This is a genomic window from Acetobacter thailandicus (genome assembly GCF_011516655.1).
Classification (GTDB): domain Bacteria; phylum Pseudomonadota; class Alphaproteobacteria; order Acetobacterales; family Acetobacteraceae; genus Acetobacter; species Acetobacter thailandicus.
Window position 1 is genome coordinate 42,528 of sequence record NZ_WOSV01000008.1, and the last position, 19,745, is coordinate 62,272.

Sequence of the window (19,745 nt, forward strand, 5' to 3'; positions counted from 1 at the left end):
TTATGCGCCACACGCATGACAGCTTCTGTTGCCTGTGTTATACCGGTGCCGTAATAAAAAGCATTGTTTTTCTGCGTGCAGTAAAGAGGTGCAGCCTGATATGTCTAAGCGGAATTTATTGAATCAGGTGTCTGCTGCACCGGTCGCTAAGGTTGAGCGCAGATTAAGAGAAATCAGAATTACGGGTTTATGTGCTGCTGATGGCAGCGGTACAATGGCTGACCAGTGTCAGGCTGCTCTGGAACAGGGGAGAATGCTGCTGGAGGCCGAGCAGCTTACGATGTCAGATGTTACCCGCGTTGCATATCTGATTACAGATGCCGATGAATTTTCTGCATGTGTGCCTGTATTCCGGCGAATGTTTCCTCAGATGTTACCGGCTCTGACTTTTACCTGGGCAGGCAGCGGCACTCTGAGTGTGCCGCATGCTGTTATTGAGCTTGCTTTTTATGTTGAGCGCCCTGAGGCGTTTTTGTAACGCTTGCACGAGGCAGGATGACATAAAAGCAGGCCCCGATAATCTCTCCCTGCTTATTGTAGCGATTTCTCGCTGTAATTTTACCATGCATGGCCTCAAGAATCTGGCGGCTGATGGAGAGCCCCAGTCCTGAATGCTGGCCAAAATTTTCTGTCTGCGGGCGTTCTGAGTAAAACCGCTCGAAAATTGAATCCAGTTTGGCCGGTGGAATTCCCGGTCCTTCATCACTGACAGACAGCTCAACCATGTTGCCTTTCGGCTCACATCTGAGAATAATTTTGCCATCTGGTGGAGAGAAGGAGAGGGCATTGCCGGTCAGGTTGTGCAGGACCTGCACGAGCCTGTCTTCAACAGCCATAACCTGCAGCGGATTATCGGGAGTATCGCCGGCAGATTCTGTGAGAATAACAGGGTCGTGCTCTTTACGGGTCGCCTGCTGCATTTCGGCCAGCAATGCAAAGAGAGGTGTGACAGAAATGGGTTCGGCCTGAGCCCGTGAGAGCTCTGCATCCAGGCGGCTGGCATCTGAGATATCGGTAATCAGCCTGTCGAGACGTCTGACATCCTGGTTGATAATGCTCAGCAGGCGGCGTTGCTGATTGAGGTCTTCAATACGCAGTAAAGTTTCGATTGCTGAGCGAATAGATGAGAGAGGGTTCTTAATTTCGTGGCTGACATCAGCAGCAAAGCGTTCGATAGCGTCCATACGCTTCCACAAAGCCTGAGCACTTGCCTGAAGAGCCCGGGCAACGTCGCCGATTTCATCGCGTCTGCCCAGCAGGCGTGCAGGCACGGTGCCTGTTCGGCCTGAAGATTCACGCATTACGCGTGCTGAGGTTGCTAAGCGCAGGAGTGGCCTGGCGATGGTCATGGAGAGATACCATGACAGCATAATGGTGATGATGAGCACCATAAGAGATAAAGATAGAATGGAAGAGCGAATAGCAAATACGGCCCTGTCGACCTGTGCTGCAGCACGTGTAACCTGAATAATACCAACAGTTTTTCCGTCATGAATAACGGGTTCAGCAACTGTAATGATCAGATGGCCATCCGCTGTGCGGCGAATATAGGGTGGGGTTTCAGGGGGAGGCGGCGAACTGCTGTCACTTCCCGGGGCATCAGCGGGACGTTCAGGGTCAGCGGGAATATCTTCTTCGTTTGTATCCAGTGTGACGATGCTGGAGCCATAGCGCGAGGGACCCCATGTCATAAGACGTTCGAAAAAATCTGGTTCTGGCAGCATCGGAGGGGGGATGCGTCTGGGGGAGTTTCTGTGATTGTGCTGATGAGGGTGGTTATTTTGATCTGTCAGGTTCTCAGTGATGAGTTGCCCGTCGGGTGCAAAAAGACGGGCATGAGCATTGGGGCTGGGTTCTGTCAGGCGTAGCAGCAACCTGCGGGCGATCGGGGCATCAAGTGTAAAATTTTCTGCATTATCAGCCATGCGGGAGCGATTTATGTGTACGGCACTTTCGCCCAGAGCGCCGGCATAGATGCGGGCCTGCTCGCGTAGTGCTGTGACCTCAGTGACCAGGAGGCTGTCACGAAACTGATTGAGGAACAACATGGTAATTGCCAGCAGCAGCAGTGGCAGAATGTTAACCAGCATAATGCGCCGCGTAAGCGGAGAAATAAGCCGTTTGTAAGAGTGATCATCCAGAGGCTGATCGTCCTCCTCCGGATGATTGTCGTGCAAGCGACCTTTCCGGCCCGAAGGTCCGGGCCGGCGGAAGTGAGAGAGAACTGACATGCGTGTGTGGCGGTTCATGAGAACAGAGCTCAGTCTTCCTTATAGCGGTAACCAATACCGTAGAGGGTTTCAATCTGATTAAAGTTATCATCAACCTGACGAAATTTTTTTCTTACCCGCTTGATATGGCTGTCAATTGTTCTGTCATCAACATAAACGGTATCGCCATATGCGGCATCAATCAGCTGGTCGCGTGATTTGACCAGGCCAGGGCGCAGCGCAAGTGTTTTGACCAGAAGAAATTCTGTGACGGTGAGAGGAACATCCTCGTTATTCCATGTGCATTTATGGCGGAGTTCATCAAGGGAGAGAGAACCACGTACAAGAGTGCCTGCACTGGGAGCACCGTTTGCTTCTGCCCGGCTGACATCGTTACGGCGGAGCAGAGCGCGTATGCGCTCAAGCAGCAGGCGCTGAGAAAAGGGCTTGATGATATAGTCATCGGCCCCGAGGCGCAGGCCCATCAGCTGATCGACTTCCTCATCTTTTGATGAGAGGAAGATAACAGGCAGATTAGAGCGGGTGCGCAGGCGCTGCAGCAGCTCCATGCCGTCCATACGGGGCATTTTAATGTCCAGCACTGCCAGGTCTGCCGGATGAGCGGTCAGGCCCTGTAGTGCAGATTCGCCATCAGTATATGTCCGGACATAAAATCCTTCGGCCTCCAGTGTCATCTGAACTGAAGTCAGAATGTTGCGATCGTCATCAACCAGAGCAATGGTCTGCTTGGTGCGCTCTGTCATTGTGTACGTTATCCTTACTCTGTCAGCAGTAATCGGGGTACAGACATACGCTGTTCCTTACGTTTTCACCACAGACTTTATGCAATGCGTCGGCTGAGAGGTGTTGCAGATAAGTTTTTGAAAATGATAAATGTGGGTCTTGCCGAGTGTGGTCAGGTTGCCTACTTGATAGATTATGGTTCACGAAACAGAATTACCTGAAGGTAACCGGCCAGCTGGTTCGGTTGACGCTGAGCAGGAATTTTCGCAGCAGGAAGCGCTTGCTCCTGAGGCGGAAGCACAGGCTGATGTAGTACAGGACGAAGAAGGAGAGACTTCTGGTCCCGAGCGCGAAGCTGCTGAGTTTAAGGAAAAATGGCTGCGGGCTGAGGCTGAGAATCAGAATCTGCGTACCCGGGCACGTCGTGATGTGGAAGATGCACGCCTTTATGCTGTGCAGAAATTTGCACGTGATTCTGTCGAAACAGCTGAAAACATTCACCGTGCCCTGACAAGCCTGCCTCCTGCACAGGAAGGCGAAGACGGCGTAATTGCAAAAATGCGCGAAGGTCTTGAGGGTATTGAGCGTTCGTTTGTGGCTATGCTGGAGCGGCACGGCGTTAAAGCTTCAGATCCGCAGGGTCAGGCATTTGATGCAAACCTGCATCAGGCGATGGCTGAGCAGCCAAGTGCGGAACATGAGCCCGGGACAGTAATGCAGGCCTGGACGCCAGCCTGGACACTGAATGGCCGCCTGCTTAAACCGGCTATGGTTATTGTTGCGAAAGCAGCAGAATAAGAAGCTGATATTTTTCTTGATTCCTTTGCTGGCTGCTACTTGAACTCATATCGGGTGCATCATACATCATGGATATTCCCGCTGTCAGAGACACAAGAAGGCAGTGAATTATTTTAGGATCCCGTCTGGTGCTTCGGGCCAGTCAGGTTCGCTGAAGGAGAGTAATAAATGAGTAAAGTTATTGGTATTGACCTTGGTACGACTAACTCCTGCGTTGCTGTGCGCGAGGGTAATGAGACCAGAGTTATCGAAAACAGCGAAGGCACGCGCACAACCCCTTCTATGGTAGCTTTTACCGAAGGTGGTGAGATGCTGGTTGGCCAGGCTTCAAAGCGTCAGGCTGTAACCAACCCTGCGAACACGCTGTATGCGGTAAAACGTCTGATTGGTCGTCGTTTTAATGACGCGGCTGTGCAGAAAGATAAGGAAATGGTTCCTTACGCCATTGTTGATGGCGATAACGGCGATGCATGGGTTGAGGCCCGCGGTAAAAAATACGCGCCTTCTCAGATCGCTGCCTTTGTGCTCGGCAAAATGAAAGAAACAGCTGAGGCATATCTTGGCGAAAAAGTGAGCCAGGCTGTTATTACTGTTCCTGCATACTTTAACGACGCACAGCGCCAGGCGACAAAAGACGCCGGCCGTATTGCTGGTCTTGAAGTTCTGCGTATCATCAACGAACCGACAGCGGCAGCTCTGGCTTATGGCCTTGAAAAAAAGAGCGGTGGCACGGTTGCTGTTTATGACCTTGGTGGCGGTACTTTTGACGTCTCAATTCTTGAGATTTCTGACGGTGTCATCGAAGTTAAATCAACAAACGGCGACACGTTCCTCGGTGGTGAAGACTTTGATAACCGCATCATCAGCTACCTGGCAGATGAATTCAAACGTGAGCAGGGCATTGACCTGCGTGCAGACAAACTTGCTCTGCAGCGTCTGAAAGAAGCAGCTGAAAAAGCAAAGATTGAGCTGTCTTCTTCTAAAGAGACAGAAGTTAATCTGCCGTTTATCACAGCTGATGCTTCTGGTCCTAAGCACCTGATGCTGAAACTCAGTCGTGCTAAACTGGAAAGCCTGGTTGATGATCTGATTCAGCGTACTCTGGATCCATGTAAAGCTGCGTTGAAAGATGCCGGTGTGTCTGCTGCTGAAATTGACGAGGTTATCCTGGTCGGTGGTATGACCCGTATGCCGAAAGTCATTGACGCAGTTAAGCAGTTCTTTGGTAAAGATCCTGCACGTAACGTGAACCCTGATGAAGTTGTGGCTATTGGTGCTGCTATTCAGGGTGCCGTTCTGAAAGGTGATGTTAAAGACGTTCTGCTGCTCGACGTGACACCGCTGTCACTGGGTATTGAAACGCTGGGTGGTGTCTTCACACGTCTGATCGATCGTAACACGACCATTCCGACCAAGAAGAGCCAGACCTTCTCGACAGCTGATGACAATCAGAGTGCCGTGACCATTAAAGTGTTCCAGGGTGAGCGCGAGATGGCTGCGGACAACAAGCTGCTGGGTAACTTTGACCTGACAGGTATTGCGCCTGCACCACGTGGTGTGCCTCAGATTGAAGTTACTTTCGATATTGATGCGAACGGTATTGTTTCTGTCTCTGCTAAAGACAAGGCAACCGGTAAAGAGCAGCAGATTAAAATCCAGGCATCTGGTGGTCTGTCTGACAGTGATATCGACAAAATGGTTAAAGATGCTGAAGCAAATGCAGCAGCAGATAAAGCCAGACGTGAGCAGGTTGAAGCCCGTAACAGTGCAGAAAGCCTCGTTCACCAGACAGAGAAAGCTCTGACAGAAGCCGGTGATAAAGTTCCGGCCGCTGATAAGGAAGAAGCTGAAGCAGCGGTTGCTGCTGTTAAAACTGCTCTTGAAGGCAGTGATGCAGAAGCAATTAAAACGGCTACTGAGCGTTTGACGCAGGCTTCTATGAAGGTTGGTGAAGCTGTTTACAAAGCAAGTCAGGCAGAAGGTGGCGCAGCTCCGGAAGCTGAGGCTGCTAAAAAAGAAGACGAAAATATCGTCGATGCAGACTTTGAAGACGTAAACGACAAAAAGTCCTGATCGGGCGTTTTGCATAAAACACGGGAGTGCGCTCCCGTGTTTATTTTTCTGGCGTCCGTGCTTTGTAAGAGGCGGACGCCATTGTTATATCAGGGTACAGGCTGCGCTCATTTTTAAGAGGCAGAATTTTTAAGAGGTTTTTTTCATGGCCACGCAGGTTGATTATTACGAAATTCTTGAGGTCACTCAGACAGCATCCGCTGATGAAATCAAGAAAGCCTATCGCAGGATGGCCATGAAATATCATCCTGACCGTAATCCGGGGGATGCAGCAGCTGAAGAGAAATTTAAAGACGTTAACCATGCCTACGATATTCTGAAAGATGAGAATAAACGTGCGGCTTATGACCGTTATGGTCATGCGGCATTTGAAGGCGGCGGTGCTGGCCCAGGCGGGTTTGATTTTGGCGGCGGTGCCGGTGGCGCCGGCCTTGGTGATATTTTCGAGCAGATGTTCGGCGATATGATGGGAGGAGGGCGTCGTGGCTCCCCTCGCGCCGGCAATGACGTGCAGGCTCATGTCGTCATCACTCTTGAAGAAGCCTTTACTGGTGTAAAAAAAGACCTGCCTGTCATAACGCGTGTGAGCTGTGAGTCCTGTGAGGGAACCGGGTCTCAAAACGGTGCGGCCGGCGTTGATGTATGTCCGAGCTGTCACGGGGCTGGTAAGGTCAGGGCTGCGCAGGGTTTCTTCGTTGTTGAGCGCCCCTGTCCGACCTGTCATGGTGCTGGTAAAACTGTAAAGAACCCCTGTGGTGCTTGCCATGGGCAGGGTACGGTTGAAAAAGAGCGCATTGTTTCTGTTCAGATTCCTGCCGGTATTGAAGACGGTACACGTATTCGTATGACCGGAGAGGGTGAAAGCGGCCCTCAGGGTACGCCTCCAGGTGATTTGTACATTCAGGTTTCAGTTAAAGAGCATTCAATTTTTCAGCGTGATGGCGCCAATATTTTTTGCCGGGTGCCACTGAGAATGGGGCAGGCTGCCCTTGGCACAGAGGTTGAAGTGCCGGTTATAGATGGCAACCGTGCAAAGGTTAAAATTCCTGCCGGTACACAAACCGGGAATAATTTCCGCCTGAGAGGGAAAGGATTCTCTGTCCTGCGTTCCGGCGCACGCGGCGATATGTATGTTCAGGTTTCGGTTGAAACACCGCAGCATCTTAACAAGCGTCAGCGTGAGCTTCTGGAAGAGTTTGAGAAAGAAGCCGGAGAAAATATTAAGAGCAGCCCGGAACACACAGGTTTTTTTGCCCGGGTAAAAGATTTTTTTGAGGGTAAAGCAAACTAATATTCTGCTACATAACATCTTACTCTTACTATAAAATGTGCCGCGACCGGGCATGATCTGGCAAAGAGTAAGATGCAAAGCAGATAAGGTGAAAAGATCATGACAGTGCCATCGCTTAAAATAGGGATTGCCGGCATCTCCGGTCGTGTTGGGCGCCTGCTGGCAGAAGAAGTTATTGGTGCGGGTTTTATACTTGCTGGTGGCAGTGCACGGCACCCTTCTTCGGTTAAGGGGCTTCTGGCTAATGTGCCGCTTTTCGCCGATTTTTCGGCTTTGGCAGATGCCAGTGATGTGGTGATCGATTTCACGCATGCTGATACTTCAGCACGGCATGCTGAAATTCTGGCAGATTACGGCAAAGCCCTTGTTCTGGGCACAACAGGTCTTTCTCCTGAGCAGGAGGCAGCGGTTAAGACCGCGGCTAAAAAAATTGCTGTAGTCCATGCTGCTAATTTCTCACCTGGCGTGACTCTGGTGCGCCGTCTGGCCCGTATGATGGGGCAGGCGTTACCAGCAGAATCCTATGATGTTGAAATTGTTGAAATGCATCATCGCCAAAAAGTCGATGCTCCTTCAGGCACAGCTCTGGCAATCGGCGAATCTGTTGCTGACGGGCGGGGTGTGAGCCTTGCTGACGTGAAAGATAGCGGACGCGATGGTCATACCGGTGCACGCAAAACAGGTGATATTGGTTTTGCAGCTCTGCGTGGTGGTCAGATTGTGGGGGAGCACGAAGTACTGTTTACCTCAGCTGATGAGCAGATTCGCCTGTCACACCGTGCGTTTGACCGCAGAATTTTTGCAACCGGGGCTGTGCGTGCGGCCGACTGGGTCAGAAATCAGCCTGCAGGCTATTTTGGCATGGAAGATGTACTGGGTCTGCCTCCTCTGTGAAGAGAGATTCTACCTGGAGCGATAGTGGAAAAGGTTATTTATCAAAAAATTCCTTTTCCATGCGCAGGTAAAAATAAAAAAAACAGTTCCTGTCGCTTTTTGTATTATGTGTGATTATTATAATATAATTAAATAAAATCATAGTGTTAGGTTGTATTCTGTGTGGTGTGCCGGCATTCAGCCCATGGCAGCCCTGTGCTACGATACTTGACCATTGAGCACTATTAAGCCACACGAATGCGGCGCCCTGACAACAGGCGACACTCACAATTCCTAATTCACAGTGCGTGAGGCGGACGGCTCAATTATGCGTAAAGACGGCGATTTTCTTTTTACTTCAGAGTCAGTATCTGAAGGTCATCCCGATAAGGTTGCAGACCGTATCAGTGATACTGTTCTCGATGCCTATCTTGCTGCAGATCCAGAATCCCGCGTGGCCTGTGAAACTCTGGTGACGACGAACCGTATCGTCCTCGCTGGCGAGGTGCGTGGCCCGGCTTCAGTAACATCTGAAGGACTGATCGAGGCAGCACGTCAGGCTGTTAAAGATATTGGTTACGACCAGGAAGGCTTCTCATGGCGCAACGCTGAGGCCGCAAACTATCTGCATGCTCAGTCAGCTGATATTGCAGTTGGCGTTGACAGTGCCGGCGATAAAGACGAAGGCGCTGGCGACCAGGGCATTATGTTTGGCTATGCGTCAAACGAAACAGATACGCTTATGCCTGCGCCACTGTATTATGCGCACCGCATCCTGCACGAAATCCGTGATCTGCGTCGCGCAGGTGACCCGCGTGCTGCTGGCCTTCAGCCAGATGCAAAAAGCCAGGTGACACTTCACTACTCGAATGGCCGTCCGGTTAAAGCAACTTCTGTTGTTATCTCTACCCAGCATGATGCTGGCGTAAACCAGGAAGAGCTGCGGGCGCGTCTGGGTGGTATCGTTCGTGACGTTCTGCCAGAAGGCTGGATGCCCGAAGAAAAAGAATTTTACGTTAACCCAACCGGTATTTTTGTTATCGGCGGGCCTGACGGTGACTGTGGTCTGACTGGTCGTAAAATCATTGTTGATACTTACGGTGGTGCAGCTCCACACGGCGGCGGTGCATTCTCAGGTAAAGACCCGACGAAGGTTGACCGCTCAGCAGCTTATGCCTGTCGCTACCTTGCAAAGAATGTTGTGGCTGCAGGCCTTGCCGATCGCTGCACCATTCAGCTGTCTTATGCTATCGGTGTTTCTCACCCGCTGTCTCTGTATGTTGACCTTGATGGCACCGGCAAAGATGTTGATGAAGCCCGTCTGGGTACTATCCTGCGTGAGGTAATGGACCTGACACCGCGTGGTATTCGTAAGCACCTGCGTCTGAACCGTCCGATTTACGCTGAAACAGCAGCTTATGGTCACTTTGGTCGTAAGCCAGATGCAGCACGTGACAACTTCACATGGGAACAGGCTGATCTGGTCGATTCTCTGCGTAGTGCACTGAAACGCTGAGTAGCAGGACGCATCTCTGATGACAGAAGGCGGCGTTCGCGTATCAGACGTCAAACCTCCGCCGGAGCGCCTTTACGGGCGCCCCCGCGGGCATACGTTGCGCCCTCGTCAGGAGCGTTTGCTACAGGCTGCGTTGCCCCGGCTGCGCTTTCCTGTAGAGAAGGCCTCTGACCCGGCTTCTGTTTTCGGTAAAATACCTGATCAGATATGGCTGGAAGTCGGGTTTGGCGGGGGCGAGCATTCTCTCGCCCAGCACGACGCGCATCCTGATGTTGGCTATATTGCTTCAGAAGTGTTTGAGAATGGTCTTTGCTCTTTGCTGAGCCGGGTCGTTCCTTCAGGGCAGGAAGAAACATCGTCTGTCCCTGATATGCTGAAATTGTGGGATGATGATGCAAGGGTACTGCTGAAGGCTTTGCCTGAAGCAAGTCTTGACCGCATGTTCCTGATGTTCCCCGACCCATGGCCAAAAGCCCGCCATGCGAAGCGGCGTTTTGTTCATCCTCATAATATCGCTCTGGTTGCGCGTGCGCTTAAGCCCGGTGCGGTGTGGCGCGTCGCGAGTGATGACCCGACCTATCAGCAGTGGGTTGAGGACGTGATGGCTGAACAGACGTTTTTTATAACAGCCCCGCCTGCGCAGGAACGGCCGGAAAACTGGTTCCCGACACGCTATGAGGCGAAGGCTATTGCTGCGGGTCGTCAGCCTCTTTACTGGACCTTTACCCGCCGCTGAGTGGTTTAGTCGTTTTCAGGGCGGTTGCTCTGTGAAAACAGCTCGGGTAAGGAGCCCTTTTTTACAAGCTTTTTATCCGTGCGAAAGGTTTTCTCGCTCATGAGCCTCTCTTCGTTGCCTGTACGTCGTGCTCTTGTCTCCGTTTCTGATAAAACAGGACTCCTGGATCTTGGTCGTGCTCTGGCTGCCCATAACGTAGAAATTCTCTCTACAGGCGGTTCTGCCAAAGCTCTGCGTGATGCCGGTCTGCCCGTAACGGAAGTATCAGATTACACTGGTTTCCCTGAGATCCTTGACGGGCGCGTTAAAACCCTGGTGCCCAAAATTCATGGTGGTATTCTCGGGCGCAGAGATTTGCCTGCTCACGTTGCGCAGATGCAGGAGCATGGTATCGGTCCGATCGACCTGGTTGTTGTCAATTTATACCCTTTTGAAAAAACGGTAGCATCCGGTGCAGGTGCAGAAGACTGCATTGAGAATATTGATATTGGCGGCCCGGCTCTTATTCGTGCAGCGGCTAAAAACCATGATCATGTCGTGGTTTTGACAGATACCCGTCAGTATGATGGTTTTATCGATATGCTGAACAAAGGTGGTACCACGCGGGCACAACGCTTTGCTTATGCAGGTGCTGCATATGCTCGTACAGCTGCTTATGATGCCGCTATTGCTGCCTGGTTTGCTGCTCAGACCGGGGATTTTTTACCAGATTCGTTTACCGTTTCTGGTCAGCGTGCTGAAGTTCTGCGTTATGGTGAAAACCCGCATCAGCAGGCTGCTTTTTATAAAAATGGCAGTGCGCGTCCGGGTGTCGCAACAGCGGTGCAGGTGCAGGGTAAAGCCCTTTCTTATAACAATATTAACGACACGGATGCCGCCTTTGAGGCTGTTGCTGAGTTTGATAAACCAGCAGTCGTTATTGTTAAGCATGCAAACCCCTGCGGTGTTGCGGTTGCCTCCTCGCTGACACAGGCATGGAAAAATGCTCTGCGGTGCGATTCTGTGTCTGCTTTTGGCGGTATTGTGGCACTTAACCGCACACTTGATGCCGCTACAGCGGAAGAGATTGCAGGTATCTTTACCGAAGTGATTGTCGCCCCTGATGCGGAAGAAGAAGCTAAAGCTGTTCTTGCCCGTAAGAAGAATTTGCGTCTGCTGCTCACCGGCGGTTTGCCTGACCCGGCTGAAGCCGGGGTGGTTGTGCGTTCGGTTGCTGGTGGTTTCCTTGCGCAGACTCGTGACTGTGGGCGTATTACCTCTGAGACGTTAAAAGTTGTGACAAAACGTGCACCGTCACCGCAGGAGATGGAAGATCTGATCTTCGCATTCCAGGTGGCTAAGCATGTTAAATCCAACGCGATTGTTTATGCTAAAGATAAAGCAACAGTTGGTGTTGGGGCAGGGCAGATGAGCCGTGTTGATTCAGCCCAGATCGCAGCCAGCAAAAGTGCGCAGGCTGCGAGAAACGCAGGGCAGGACACCCCTCTGACGCAGGGTTCAGTTGCGGCCTCTGATGCATTTTTCCCGTTTGCTGATGGTCTCGAAGCTATTGTTGCAGCGGGTGCGACTGCGGTCATTCAGCCAGGTGGTTCAATTCGTGATGATGAAGTCATTGCGGCAGCTGATGCCGCGGGTATCGCCATGGTTCTGACAGGTATGCGTCATTTCCGTCACTAACATGCTTATCCGGCTCTTGCCGGACTGATTTTTTTCGCAAAGAATGGCAAAAGTTTTTCATAAACTTTTGCCTGTTGCGGGCCTCTCTGAGGCAGGAAAAAGTCAGTTTACTGGTAAAGCCATGCGCGTTTTTCTTTCTGTTTCTGCTTTGTTTCTGTTGGTATCTCCGGCATTTGCTGCACCGCCTGTAAAACAGACTGTTAAGGCAACTTTTGCATCACATCAGACTGTCACTGAGAAACAGGCTGCTGGTGTGTATGATCTCTCTTCCATGTCCGCCTTTAGTGGTACAGTAACCCAGTTTTTGCCTGCCCCTGATGGTGGGGTGCTGGGCCTGTTGCTGAACGGGGACACGGAGGTGCTGGTTTCTCCCGAGATCGGGCATACACTGTCTGGCCTGATTAAGGTTGGTGACCACATTTCACTGCGTGGTGTTAAAGCTTATACTCTTCCTGTTATTCGGGCTTTTGCAATCACCAGTCCGCGTGGTCGTAGCGTGCAGGATTCGCTGATGGCTGTGCCACAGCATTCACCTGAAATGATTATTGGCCCTGATATTGTTGTACATGGTGAAATTGCGATGCCTTTGTACAATCTTGGCGGGCAGGTCTCAGGTGTTATTTTAAAAGACCATACACTGATCCATCTTATTCCTCGTGAAGCTACACGTCTGGCAGCCTGGCTTAAGCCGGGTCAGTCTGTTTATGCTGTGGGTACAGGGAATAATGGTGTGCTTGGTACGGCGATTAATGCGCGTGAAATTGGCCCGGCTGCCGATCGTAAAGAGGCTGTTGCTATCAGCAATGTACCACTTAGCGGGCCGGCAGCAGGTAGCGCAGGTTACGATGTGATTTCCGGGGCTGAGTGAGGCAGGACCGCAGGGCAGGAGAGGCGTTATGCAGACGGTGCCATGGAGTGATTTTCAGAAAATTCTGATTGTTGCAGGTACTATCACCCGCGTTGAGGCTTTTCCTGAAGCGCGTAAACCCGCCTTTAAAGTATGGGTTAATTTTGGTTCTTATGGTGAGCGTAAAACCAGTGCACAGATCACCAGACTTTATACAGTCGATGAACTGATAGGACGACAGGTTATCGGTATTCTTAACTTTGAAGAAAAGCAGATAGGCCCGTTTCGTTCACAGTTTTTATTATCAGGGTTTGAGACGGAAAATGGTGTTGTTCTGTCTGCCCCTGAACGTCGGGTGCCCGATGGCACGCGTCTGAGCTGACAGAAAGCCTGCTGCACCCAACTGAGAACAAGACGCATTTGCTTTTCTGACTAATTGCCTTAAAATAGCGCTTAAATCAGGGCATGTGCCCGGCTGTTATAAGAGGGAAACAGGGTGCTTGTTTGTATAGCTGAAGTTCTGACGCCTGATGAGGTTGCTTATTGCCGTGAAGTGCTGGAGGCAACGGAATGGGTTGATGGTAAAGTTACCGCCGGTGAACAGTCAGCAAAAGCAAAGTTTAACTTACAGGTGCCAGAGCAGTCGCCGCAAAGTCGTGAGCTGAGTGAGCTGGTTTTAAAAGCACTTGGGCGTAACCAGACTTTTGCCAGTGCCGCGTTGCCGTTGCGGGTTTATCCGCCTCTTTTTAATCGTTATGATGAAGGTATGCGTTTTCATGCGCATGTTGATAATTCAATCCGTGCTTTACCAGGCACAGGCTTTCGTATTCGTACAGATGTGTCCAGCACGCTTTTTCTGAGTGACTGTGATGAATATGATGGCGGAGAGCTGGTAATTCAGGACACCTATGGCACACAAAGCATCAGGCTGCCTGCTGGGCATATGGTTGTTTATCCCTCATCCAGTCTGCATTCTGTAAATCCCGTTACACGAGGTAGTCGCTGGGCCTCTTTTTTCTGGACACAGTCAGCTGTAAAAGATGATGGGCAGAGAACACTGCTTTATAATTTTGATATGTCGATTATAGAGGCGCGTAAGACGCTGCCGGATGATCACCCGGCAGTACTGGGGCTGACAGCAACTTACCATAATCTTATCCGGCAATGGGCTGAGCTGTAGCGCTATGCAGGGTCAGGCGCATTTAGTGCAGCGCCTGACGTGGGCAGGTTTTATTATGTCGGGCTGCCTGGGTTATTGTCCTGAAAGTTTTTTGTCAGCGCATTCATAATAGCATCGTCTGGCTCCCCAAGTGGCAGCTGATAAAGTTTGCTGCCACGAAAGGTTGAGAGCAGGCCCCAGGCTTGTTTACCGTCTTTTGTGAAAATGAGATTGAGCTGGTGGTCGTGGCAGTTATGTGGCTCACAAATGTTTGTCACGAGATAGGCTTTGCCCTCGATTGTTAATGGCTTAACAATTTCTGATGTGCCCTGGCCGGTTCTGACCCATGAGGGAAGAGTGAGCATTTTTTGATAGGATTTAGAAAATACGGGCTTTTTAATAAATTCAGACGCGTAGGCTGACAGAGGAGCAGGGGTGCTTTGTGCCTGGGCAAGGCCCGGAGCAGCAATACAAAAAGCAGCAGCTAATGTAAGGAAACGCATTTTTTATCCAGTCATTTTGCAAGTCGTGACCGAATACTAAATAAAATGTAAGGCGACAATAAGATTACTTGCAAAAGCTCTTATATATCAGAAATTATTTTTTATTTTTGGGATTTTTTATTGGCGCACCCGAAAGGACTCGAACCTCTAACCCCCAGATTCGTAGTCTGGTGCTCTATCCAGTTGAGCTACGGGTGCGCCGTGAGGTGGGTTCTATTATAAGAACGGGGGTGTGGCAACCCCCTTTTTTTGTTTTTTTAATTAATATCGAGAAAATTTTTCCAGGCATTATGTTCAGGCCTGGTCAGAGTGATATGAGCTCTGCATTCGGGGGTGCCGTAAACCCCCTCAAATGTTGTTCCTGAAGGGTGTGCTTCAAAAACTATCGGGAGGGGTTTGTGGGCTGCGTCTTCCAGCAATAACTGCGCATGATAATGTTGCGTGGCTTTATTAGGGACCCCGCGTAAAATTAAAGAGCCGGTGGCTGGCACGAAAACCATACGATGTGGTTCAATCTGCATAAGAGACTGAGCATATGTCGGGCAGTTATGCCCTTTTTCGGCAACAAGTGTCCCTACCCAGTCACCATACGGGTCGTTAGCGGCCAGAGAGGCCGCAGCAGCCGTGTGTGCCCAGGCTGAGCTGAGCATCAGGCCAGCCATGGTAAAGATTCGCCAGGATGAGGCTTTTTTTGAAACACGAAAAAAAGGCATATCTGAAGGTCTGTCCCGTTATGATTTGCTTAAGTGCTCTGCCAGATGTGATGTTTTTACAATCTGTCTTCAAGGTAACATCGCCACAGGTGGCAGGATTGTTTGGTTGTTGCGAGATATTGGGTGACGTCGTGCTGTTGTCGCTTTATATCGGCACAGAGTGCTGTGTTACATTATGTAATGCGGTTTTTTTGATCTGTTATGCCGTTCAGGCCCCGACCAGAAAGACGAGTAGTCCATGTCCGTTGATGACACCACGTCAGCCACTTCCGCCAGGCTGGATGAAACTTTGCACCAGGACCGGATCCTGATCCTTGATTTTGGAAGTCAGGTGACTCAGCTCATTGCACGACGTGTGCGTGAGAGTGGTGTTTATTGTGAAATCTGGCCCTTTACCGTTGATCCTGCCCGTATCGTTGCTTTTGCACCGCGTGGAATTATTCTTTCCGGTGGTCCTGCCAGTGCGATCCAGGCAGATGCTCCACGTGTACCCGATGTTGTTTTTGAAATGGCGATCCCTGTTCTGGGTATCTGCTATGGCCAGCAGGCTATGTGTCTGCAGCTTGGTGGTAAGGTCGAAAGTTCTGACCACAGAGAGTTTGGCCGGGCTTTTGTTGATATTGTTGAAGATTGTTCTTTGTTTCGTGGGGCATGGGCCCGTGGTGGTCGCGAACAGGTATGGATGAGCCATGGTGATCGTGTCACCAGTCTTCCTCCTGGTTTTCGTACTGTGGCAACCAGTGAAGGCGCACCGTTTGCCGTGATTGCCGATGAAGGTCGTCATCTTTACGGCGTGCAGTTTCACCCTGAAGTTGTGCATACTCTGCATGGTGCAGCGCTGCTGCGTAACTTTACTCATAATGTTGCTGGTTGCTCTGGCACATGGACGATGGCTGGTTTCCGCGAGATGGAAATTGCCCGCATCCGTGAGCAGGTTGGCACAGGTAAGGTGATTTGTGGCTTGTCAGGTGGTGTTGATTCATCCGTTGCAGCTGTTTTAATCCAGCAGGCTATTGGTGATCAGCTGACCTGTATTTTCGTTGATCATGGTATGCTGCGTGCCGGTGAAGCTGAGGAGGTTATGGAAACCTTCCGTGGTCGCTTCAACATTAATCTTGTGCACCGTGATGCGTCTGATATCTTCCTGAAAGCTCTTGACGGAGTTACTGACCCTGAAGTGAAGCGTAAGACGATTGGTCGCCTGTTCGTTGAAGTGTTTGAAGAGGAAGCCTCTCGTCTTGGTGGTGCGCAGTTCCTGGCGCAGGGCACGCTTTATCCTGACGTGATTGAGAGTGTCAGTTTCACAGGTGGTCCTTCAGTTACAATTAAGTCTCACCACAATGTTGGCGGCCTGCCCGAGCGCATGAACATGAAGCTCGTAGAGCCGTTGCGTGAGCTTTTTAAAGATGAAGTGCGTGCGCTTGGTCGTGAGCTGAATATTCCTGAGGTGATTGTCGGGCGTCATCCGTTCCCAGGTCCTGGTCTTTCCATACGTATTCCTGGTGCTATTACCCGCGAAAAACTTGATTTGTTGCGTCGTGTTGACACGGTATTCCTTGAGGAAATCCGTGCGGCAGGCCTGTATGATGCGATCTGGCAGGCTTTTGCTGTTCTGCTGCCGGTGCGCACGGTGGGTGTGATGGGAGATGGCCGTACATATGATCAGGCCTGTGCTCTGCGCGCTGTAACCAGCACGGATGGTATGACGGCTGAAGTTTACCCGTTTGATATGGGTTTTCTTAACCGTGTGGCAAGTCGCATTGTAAATGAAGTACGTGGTATTAACCGTGTTACTTATGACATTACGTCTAAACCACCAGGAACGATTGAGTGGGAATGATCTCACGTCTGGCATAGGTGGTATTGCCCGGCATGAAAGTGCCTTAAAGCCCGCAGAAATGCGGGCTTTTTTGTTTTTGGGTCCGGCATTGTCTGGCACCAAGCGGTATCGCCAGGCAGCAACTTTTTATGGCATGGTGCATGGCACTGACTGAGTCTGATGCTATGTTTTTTATAGATACCATGTCAGGCACTCTATGGGTGTTATGGTATCTATAAGAAGTAACTATATGAATAATAAGATTTTTAGCCAGTTATTTTAATGGTTTTCAATCATGGTATCGCTGTTTGGAGTGCCACGAACTGATGTTGACCGATACCAAAACTGCGCAACCTTAAGCCGACGGATAAGCTCTACAAGGTGAACGACCGCGATGGGTTGTACGTCGCCGTGACGTCTGCGGGTAGCATTTCATTCCGATACAACTACGCAATCCACGGCAGGCAGGAGACCCTGACCTTCGGGTGATATGGCGTTGGGGGCATCACTCTGGCCGAGGCGCGTGAGCAGCTGGGAGAGCCTAGGCTCAGGACTCATTCTTTGAGATAGGAAATGAAGCTTGCTGCGATATGGATTGCAGACATGAAGGTATGAGCGCAGCGGTCGTATCGTGTTGCCACCCGTCGCCAGTCTTTGAGCTTTGCGAACATGTTTTCGATCAGATGGCGCTTTTTATACAGATGCCAGTCGTAAGGTAGTTTTAATTTTCGGTTTTTCTTCGGCGGAATACAGGCTGTGATAGTGCGTTCTGCAAGCCATAACCTGATCCTGTTGCTGTCATAACCTCTGTCCCCGATGATTTCTTCTGTCTTGTCGGGGAGATCTGCCAGCAGCACGTCCGCGCCTTTGAAGTCACTGACCTGCCCTGCAGTCAGATAAAGTCGGACTGGTCGCCCCTGATCATCGGCAAAGGGCATGAAGTTTTGAGTTCAGACCGCCTTTTGTGCGTCCGGTATGGCGGGGAAAAGCCCCTTTTTGAGAAGGGACGCTGCCGTTCTGTGCGCTTTAAGGTGCGTCGCATCGATCATCAGGCGCTTCGAACTGCCCGCCTGTTCTGCCAGGGTTTTAAAGATCCTGTCAAAGACACCCAGGCGGCTCCACCGGATAAAGCGATTATATAAAGTCTTGTGCGGGCCATACGCTTTGGGAGCATCTTTCCACTGAAGCCCGTTGCGGATCACATAAACGATCCCGCTCAGAACACGTCGGTCATCCACACGGGGCATGCCGTGCGCCAGAGGAAAAAACGGCTCAATCCGCTTCATCTGACGTTCAGACAACAAAAATACATCACTCACAGGCTCATCCCCCATCGGTAAGCCTGTGAATCACAATCTCTCGCTCAGTTCAATAAATTAACAGGCCCTGAGCTTAAGTGCCATTTTGTCAGCGAATATAATTCTCAAAGAAATATTTTATTAGAAAAGCCCCGTTCAAAGAATGAATGGCTCGATCTGATAGCTTCATGGAACGCTTTTCCATCGAGCAGTTAACTCATTTTATAAAAAATCATCTCAATGACAGATCAAAAACTGTTCAGAAAAAAGAGCCTGTAAAAACCTATACCGTGTTGTTATAACTGTACGGGGTACAAAAAGACTACAACGTAGCTACGTCAGGGATATAATTGTATCGTTCACACATATTTTTCTATCTGGATAATCATATGATGAACATCCGTTATACCTATCAGCAGCTTGCAGAGCAGTGGGCTATAACTGTTCCGGCCGTTAAACAAAGAGTCAGGCGATCAGGGTGAAAAATATGGAGTGAAGTAATAAAAACAGTAGTTTATGATTTTGAGAGTAATGAAGAAGAAATATATTATTTTTAAAAAAAATTATAATATTGTAAATGAATTATCAATTCATTTAGATAAAATGGAATCATAGAAAAGATCTCAAAACTAAGAATTTTTTAGAACCCTCCAGGTTACAGTGCAAATTTTGCACAATAGGGAATGAAGATATAAGAAAAATACCTCATAGACTTGAAGAATATCGGCATATTATCAGGTTGATTTTATTAGGATTGCCTTCTGAAGAGGCTGGATACAGAGAAAGTTAAATTATGACATCAATGAATAAATTATTTGATGAAATGGGATATGGAGTCTGGGATGTTGTAACATCTCTTTTTAATGGAATATTAAGAACTCTTGATGATATTGCTCCATATACATCATGGGGGGATTTAAATCCTGAAAGAACATATAATCAAGTAAAAATTAATGATGAAGAAGATAAACGAGCTTGGGAAATTTTTAAAAAAATAATTAGAGATAGAAATCAAATTATAAAAACATTAAAAAAAATCATTGAATATAAAATTAAACATATGAACTATCAAAAATTTAAAGAAATTGAAGATAAGATGGAAGAAAAAGGGGTTAAATTTGCCACAAAAACACAACTTAATAGAATAATAACTGATAAAATATTAATGTATATTATTAATGATGCATCAGTATCTCTTACTATAACAAGAATTTGTTCTATAGGAGCATCAAGCATGTTAATGATTATTAATATACAAGGGTTACTTCAAACAGCTGCCAATGCATCTCATCGTCTTAGATTAAAAGATCCTGGACTTTGGTATCAGCTTTCCACAGATGGTTCTGATATGATATATTTCATATTTGAGGATAGTTTTGAACAATTAAATACCATTGTTGAGAAATAAATCATTAAAATGATAAAAAAAACATTGAAATCATTAAAAGAATTTTTATTGTCAATTTTAATAGGGTTAGTAACTTTGGT

19 protein-coding genes, 1 tRNA gene and 1 pseudogene are annotated in these 19,745 nt (G+C 49.2%); 15 read left to right on the top strand and 6 right to left on the bottom strand.

Annotation, left to right across the window (positions count from 1 at the left end):
• Window positions 1-100 precede the first annotated feature (100 nt).
• Entirely contained in the window at window positions 101-478 is a 378-nt protein-coding gene (locus GOB58_RS10410; protein WP_143216404.1) for a RidA family protein, read from the top strand.
• Here GOB58_RS10410 and GOB58_RS10415 read toward each other — a convergent pair.
• Together GOB58_RS10415 and GOB58_RS10420 are read right to left on the bottom strand one after the other, a co-directional pair.
• A complete protein-coding gene (locus GOB58_RS10415; protein ID WP_407651761.1) occupies window positions 432-2,249 on the bottom strand; it encodes an ATP-binding protein in 1,818 nt (605 codons plus the stop codon). The two genes, GOB58_RS10410 and GOB58_RS10415, sit on opposite strands and share 47 nt — an antisense overlap.
• Before the next feature lie 11 nt (window positions 2,250-2,260).
• Entirely contained in the window at window positions 2,261-2,974 is a 714-nt protein-coding gene (locus GOB58_RS10420) for a response regulator transcription factor (RefSeq protein WP_086555466.1), read from the bottom strand.
• A 175-nt stretch (window positions 2,975-3,149) separates the two neighbouring features.
• Between GOB58_RS10420 and GOB58_RS10425 the strand changes: the two genes are divergently transcribed.
• From GOB58_RS10425 to GOB58_RS10470, 10 genes are all read left to right on the top strand, one after another.
• A complete protein-coding gene (locus GOB58_RS10425) occupies window positions 3,150-3,752 on the top strand; it encodes a nucleotide exchange factor GrpE (RefSeq protein ID WP_086555465.1) in 603 nt (200 codons plus the stop codon).
• A 168-nt stretch (window positions 3,753-3,920) separates the two neighbouring features.
• Entirely contained in the window at window positions 3,921-5,825 is a 1,905-nt protein-coding gene (dnaK, locus tag GOB58_RS10430; protein WP_086555464.1) for a molecular chaperone DnaK, read from the top strand.
• A gap of 145 nt (window positions 5,826-5,970) precedes the next feature.
• Window positions 5,971-7,116 (top strand): molecular chaperone DnaJ, encoded by a 1,146-nt coding sequence (dnaJ, locus tag GOB58_RS10435; RefSeq protein WP_086555463.1) that lies wholly within the window; start codon window positions 5,971-5,973, stop codon window positions 7,114-7,116.
• 99 nt (window positions 7,117-7,215) lie between these two features.
• Window positions 7,216-8,010, top strand: coding sequence for a 4-hydroxy-tetrahydrodipicolinate reductase (gene dapB, locus GOB58_RS10440; protein WP_173560155.1), 795 nt, complete (start codon window positions 7,216-7,218; stop codon window positions 8,008-8,010).
• Window positions 8,011-8,317: 307 nt separating this feature from the next.
• Entirely contained in the window at window positions 8,318-9,505 is a 1,188-nt protein-coding gene (gene metK, locus GOB58_RS10445) for a methionine adenosyltransferase (RefSeq protein ID WP_086555481.1), read from the top strand.
• A gap of 19 nt (window positions 9,506-9,524) precedes the next feature.
• Complete coding sequence (trmB, locus tag GOB58_RS10450) at window positions 9,525-10,241, top strand: tRNA (guanine(46)-N(7))-methyltransferase TrmB (RefSeq protein ID WP_086634899.1); 717 nt, start codon at window positions 9,525-9,527, stop codon at window positions 10,239-10,241.
• 99 nt (window positions 10,242-10,340) lie between these two features.
• Window positions 10,341-11,918 (top strand): bifunctional phosphoribosylaminoimidazolecarboxamide formyltransferase/IMP cyclohydrolase, encoded by a 1,578-nt coding sequence (purH, locus tag GOB58_RS10455; protein ID WP_173560156.1) that lies wholly within the window; start codon window positions 10,341-10,343, stop codon window positions 11,916-11,918.
• A gap of 43 nt (window positions 11,919-11,961) precedes the next feature.
• On the top strand, window positions 11,962-12,786 hold the full coding sequence (locus GOB58_RS10460; protein ID WP_233133466.1) for a hypothetical protein: 825 nt from the start codon (window positions 11,962-11,964) through the stop codon (window positions 12,784-12,786).
• Window positions 12,787-12,814: 28 nt separating this feature from the next.
• Complete coding sequence (locus GOB58_RS10465; protein WP_173560157.1) at window positions 12,815-13,147, top strand: tRNA-binding protein; 333 nt, start codon at window positions 12,815-12,817, stop codon at window positions 13,145-13,147.
• A gap of 114 nt (window positions 13,148-13,261) precedes the next feature.
• Window positions 13,262-13,945 (top strand): Fe2+-dependent dioxygenase, encoded by a 684-nt coding sequence (locus GOB58_RS10470; protein WP_086555458.1) that lies wholly within the window; start codon window positions 13,262-13,264, stop codon window positions 13,943-13,945.
• Between the two features lie 53 nt (window positions 13,946-13,998).
• On the opposite strand, the gene GOB58_RS10475 is transcribed toward GOB58_RS10470, so the two are convergent.
• The 3 genes from GOB58_RS10475 to GOB58_RS10485 form a co-directional block, all read right to left on the bottom strand.
• Window positions 13,999-14,427 (bottom strand): Ivy family c-type lysozyme inhibitor, encoded by a 429-nt coding sequence (locus tag GOB58_RS10475; RefSeq protein WP_086634896.1) that lies wholly within the window; start codon window positions 14,425-14,427, stop codon window positions 13,999-14,001.
• Between the two features lie 121 nt (window positions 14,428-14,548).
• Window positions 14,549-14,625, bottom strand: a tRNA-Arg gene (locus GOB58_RS10480).
• Between the two features lie 59 nt (window positions 14,626-14,684).
• Window positions 14,685-15,140 carry a hypothetical protein gene (locus tag GOB58_RS10485; protein WP_233127520.1) on the bottom strand — a complete coding sequence of 152 codons (456 nt, stop codon included), beginning with the start codon at window positions 15,138-15,140 and terminating at the stop codon, window positions 14,685-14,687.
• Window positions 15,141-15,378: 238 nt separating this feature from the next.
• Here GOB58_RS10485 and guaA point away from each other — a divergent pair, with 238 nt between their 5' ends.
• The 3 genes from guaA (at window position 15,379) to GOB58_RS10500 (ending at window position 17,448) form a co-directional block, all read left to right on the top strand.
• Window positions 15,379-16,980, top strand: a complete 1,602-nt coding sequence (gene guaA / locus GOB58_RS10490; RefSeq protein ID WP_086555456.1) for a glutamine-hydrolyzing GMP synthase — start codon at window positions 15,379-15,381, stop codon at window positions 16,978-16,980.
• Entirely contained in the window at window positions 16,967-17,134 is a 168-nt protein-coding gene (locus GOB58_RS10495) for a hypothetical protein (protein ID WP_158092829.1), read from the top strand. Before guaA ends, GOB58_RS10495 begins: the two co-directional genes overlap by 14 nt.
• Window positions 17,135-17,340: 206 nt before the next feature.
• Window positions 17,341-17,448 (top strand): Arm DNA-binding domain-containing protein, encoded by a 108-nt coding sequence (locus GOB58_RS10500; protein ID WP_456304153.1) that lies wholly within the window; start codon window positions 17,341-17,343, stop codon window positions 17,446-17,448.
• Between the two features lie 65 nt (window positions 17,449-17,513).
• On the opposite strand, the pseudogene GOB58_RS10505 reads toward GOB58_RS10500, so the two are convergent.
• Window positions 17,514-18,278: pseudogene (locus GOB58_RS10505) on the bottom strand (IS5 family transposase).
• 772 nt (window positions 18,279-19,050) lie between these two features.
• Between GOB58_RS10505 and GOB58_RS10510 the strand changes: the two are divergent.
• Entirely contained in the window at window positions 19,051-19,665 is a 615-nt protein-coding gene (locus GOB58_RS10510) for a hypothetical protein (RefSeq protein WP_173560158.1), read from the top strand.
• Window positions 19,666-19,745: the final 80 nt, after the last annotated feature.

Bases quoted from the DNA above. Each gene is read 5' to 3' on its own strand.
- dnaK (WP_086555464.1), top strand. From the start codon at position 3,921: ATGAGTAAAGTTATTGGTATTGACCTTGGTACGACTAACTCCTGCGTT.
- GOB58_RS10460 (WP_233133466.1), top strand. From the start codon at position 11,962: ATGGCAAAAGTTTTTCATAAACTTTTGCCTGTTGCGGGCCTCTCTGAG.
- GOB58_RS10465 (WP_173560157.1), top strand. From the start codon at position 12,815: ATGCAGACGGTGCCATGGAGTGATTTTCAGAAAATTCTGATTGTTGCA.
- GOB58_RS10510 (WP_173560158.1), top strand. From the start codon at position 19,051: ATGACATCAATGAATAAATTATTTGATGAAATGGGATATGGAGTCTGG.
- purH (WP_173560156.1), top strand. From the start codon at position 10,341: ATGAGCCTCTCTTCGTTGCCTGTACGTCGTGCTCTTGTCTCCGTTTCT.
- trmB (WP_086634899.1), top strand. From the start codon at position 9,525: ATGACAGAAGGCGGCGTTCGCGTATCAGACGTCAAACCTCCGCCGGAG.
- GOB58_RS10410 (WP_143216404.1), top strand. From the start codon at position 101: ATGTCTAAGCGGAATTTATTGAATCAGGTGTCTGCTGCACCGGTCGCT.
- GOB58_RS10415 (WP_407651761.1), bottom strand. From the start codon at position 2,249: ATGAACCGCCACACACGCATGTCAGTTCTCTCTCACTTCCGCCGGCCC.
- GOB58_RS10485 (WP_233127520.1), bottom strand. From the start codon at position 15,140: ATGCCTTTTTTTCGTGTTTCAAAAAAAGCCTCATCCTGGCGAATCTTT.
- GOB58_RS10420 (WP_086555466.1), bottom strand. From the start codon at position 2,974: ATGACAGAGCGCACCAAGCAGACCATTGCTCTGGTTGATGACGATCGC.
- guaA (WP_086555456.1), top strand. From the start codon at position 15,379: ATGTCCGTTGATGACACCACGTCAGCCACTTCCGCCAGGCTGGATGAA.
- dapB (WP_173560155.1), top strand. From the start codon at position 7,216: ATGACAGTGCCATCGCTTAAAATAGGGATTGCCGGCATCTCCGGTCGT.
- GOB58_RS10475 (WP_086634896.1), bottom strand. From the start codon at position 14,427: ATGCGTTTCCTTACATTAGCTGCTGCTTTTTGTATTGCTGCTCCGGGC.
- GOB58_RS10425 (WP_086555465.1), top strand. From the start codon at position 3,150: ATGGTTCACGAAACAGAATTACCTGAAGGTAACCGGCCAGCTGGTTCG.
- dnaJ (WP_086555463.1), top strand. From the start codon at position 5,971: ATGGCCACGCAGGTTGATTATTACGAAATTCTTGAGGTCACTCAGACA.
- metK (WP_086555481.1), top strand. From the start codon at position 8,318: ATGCGTAAAGACGGCGATTTTCTTTTTACTTCAGAGTCAGTATCTGAA.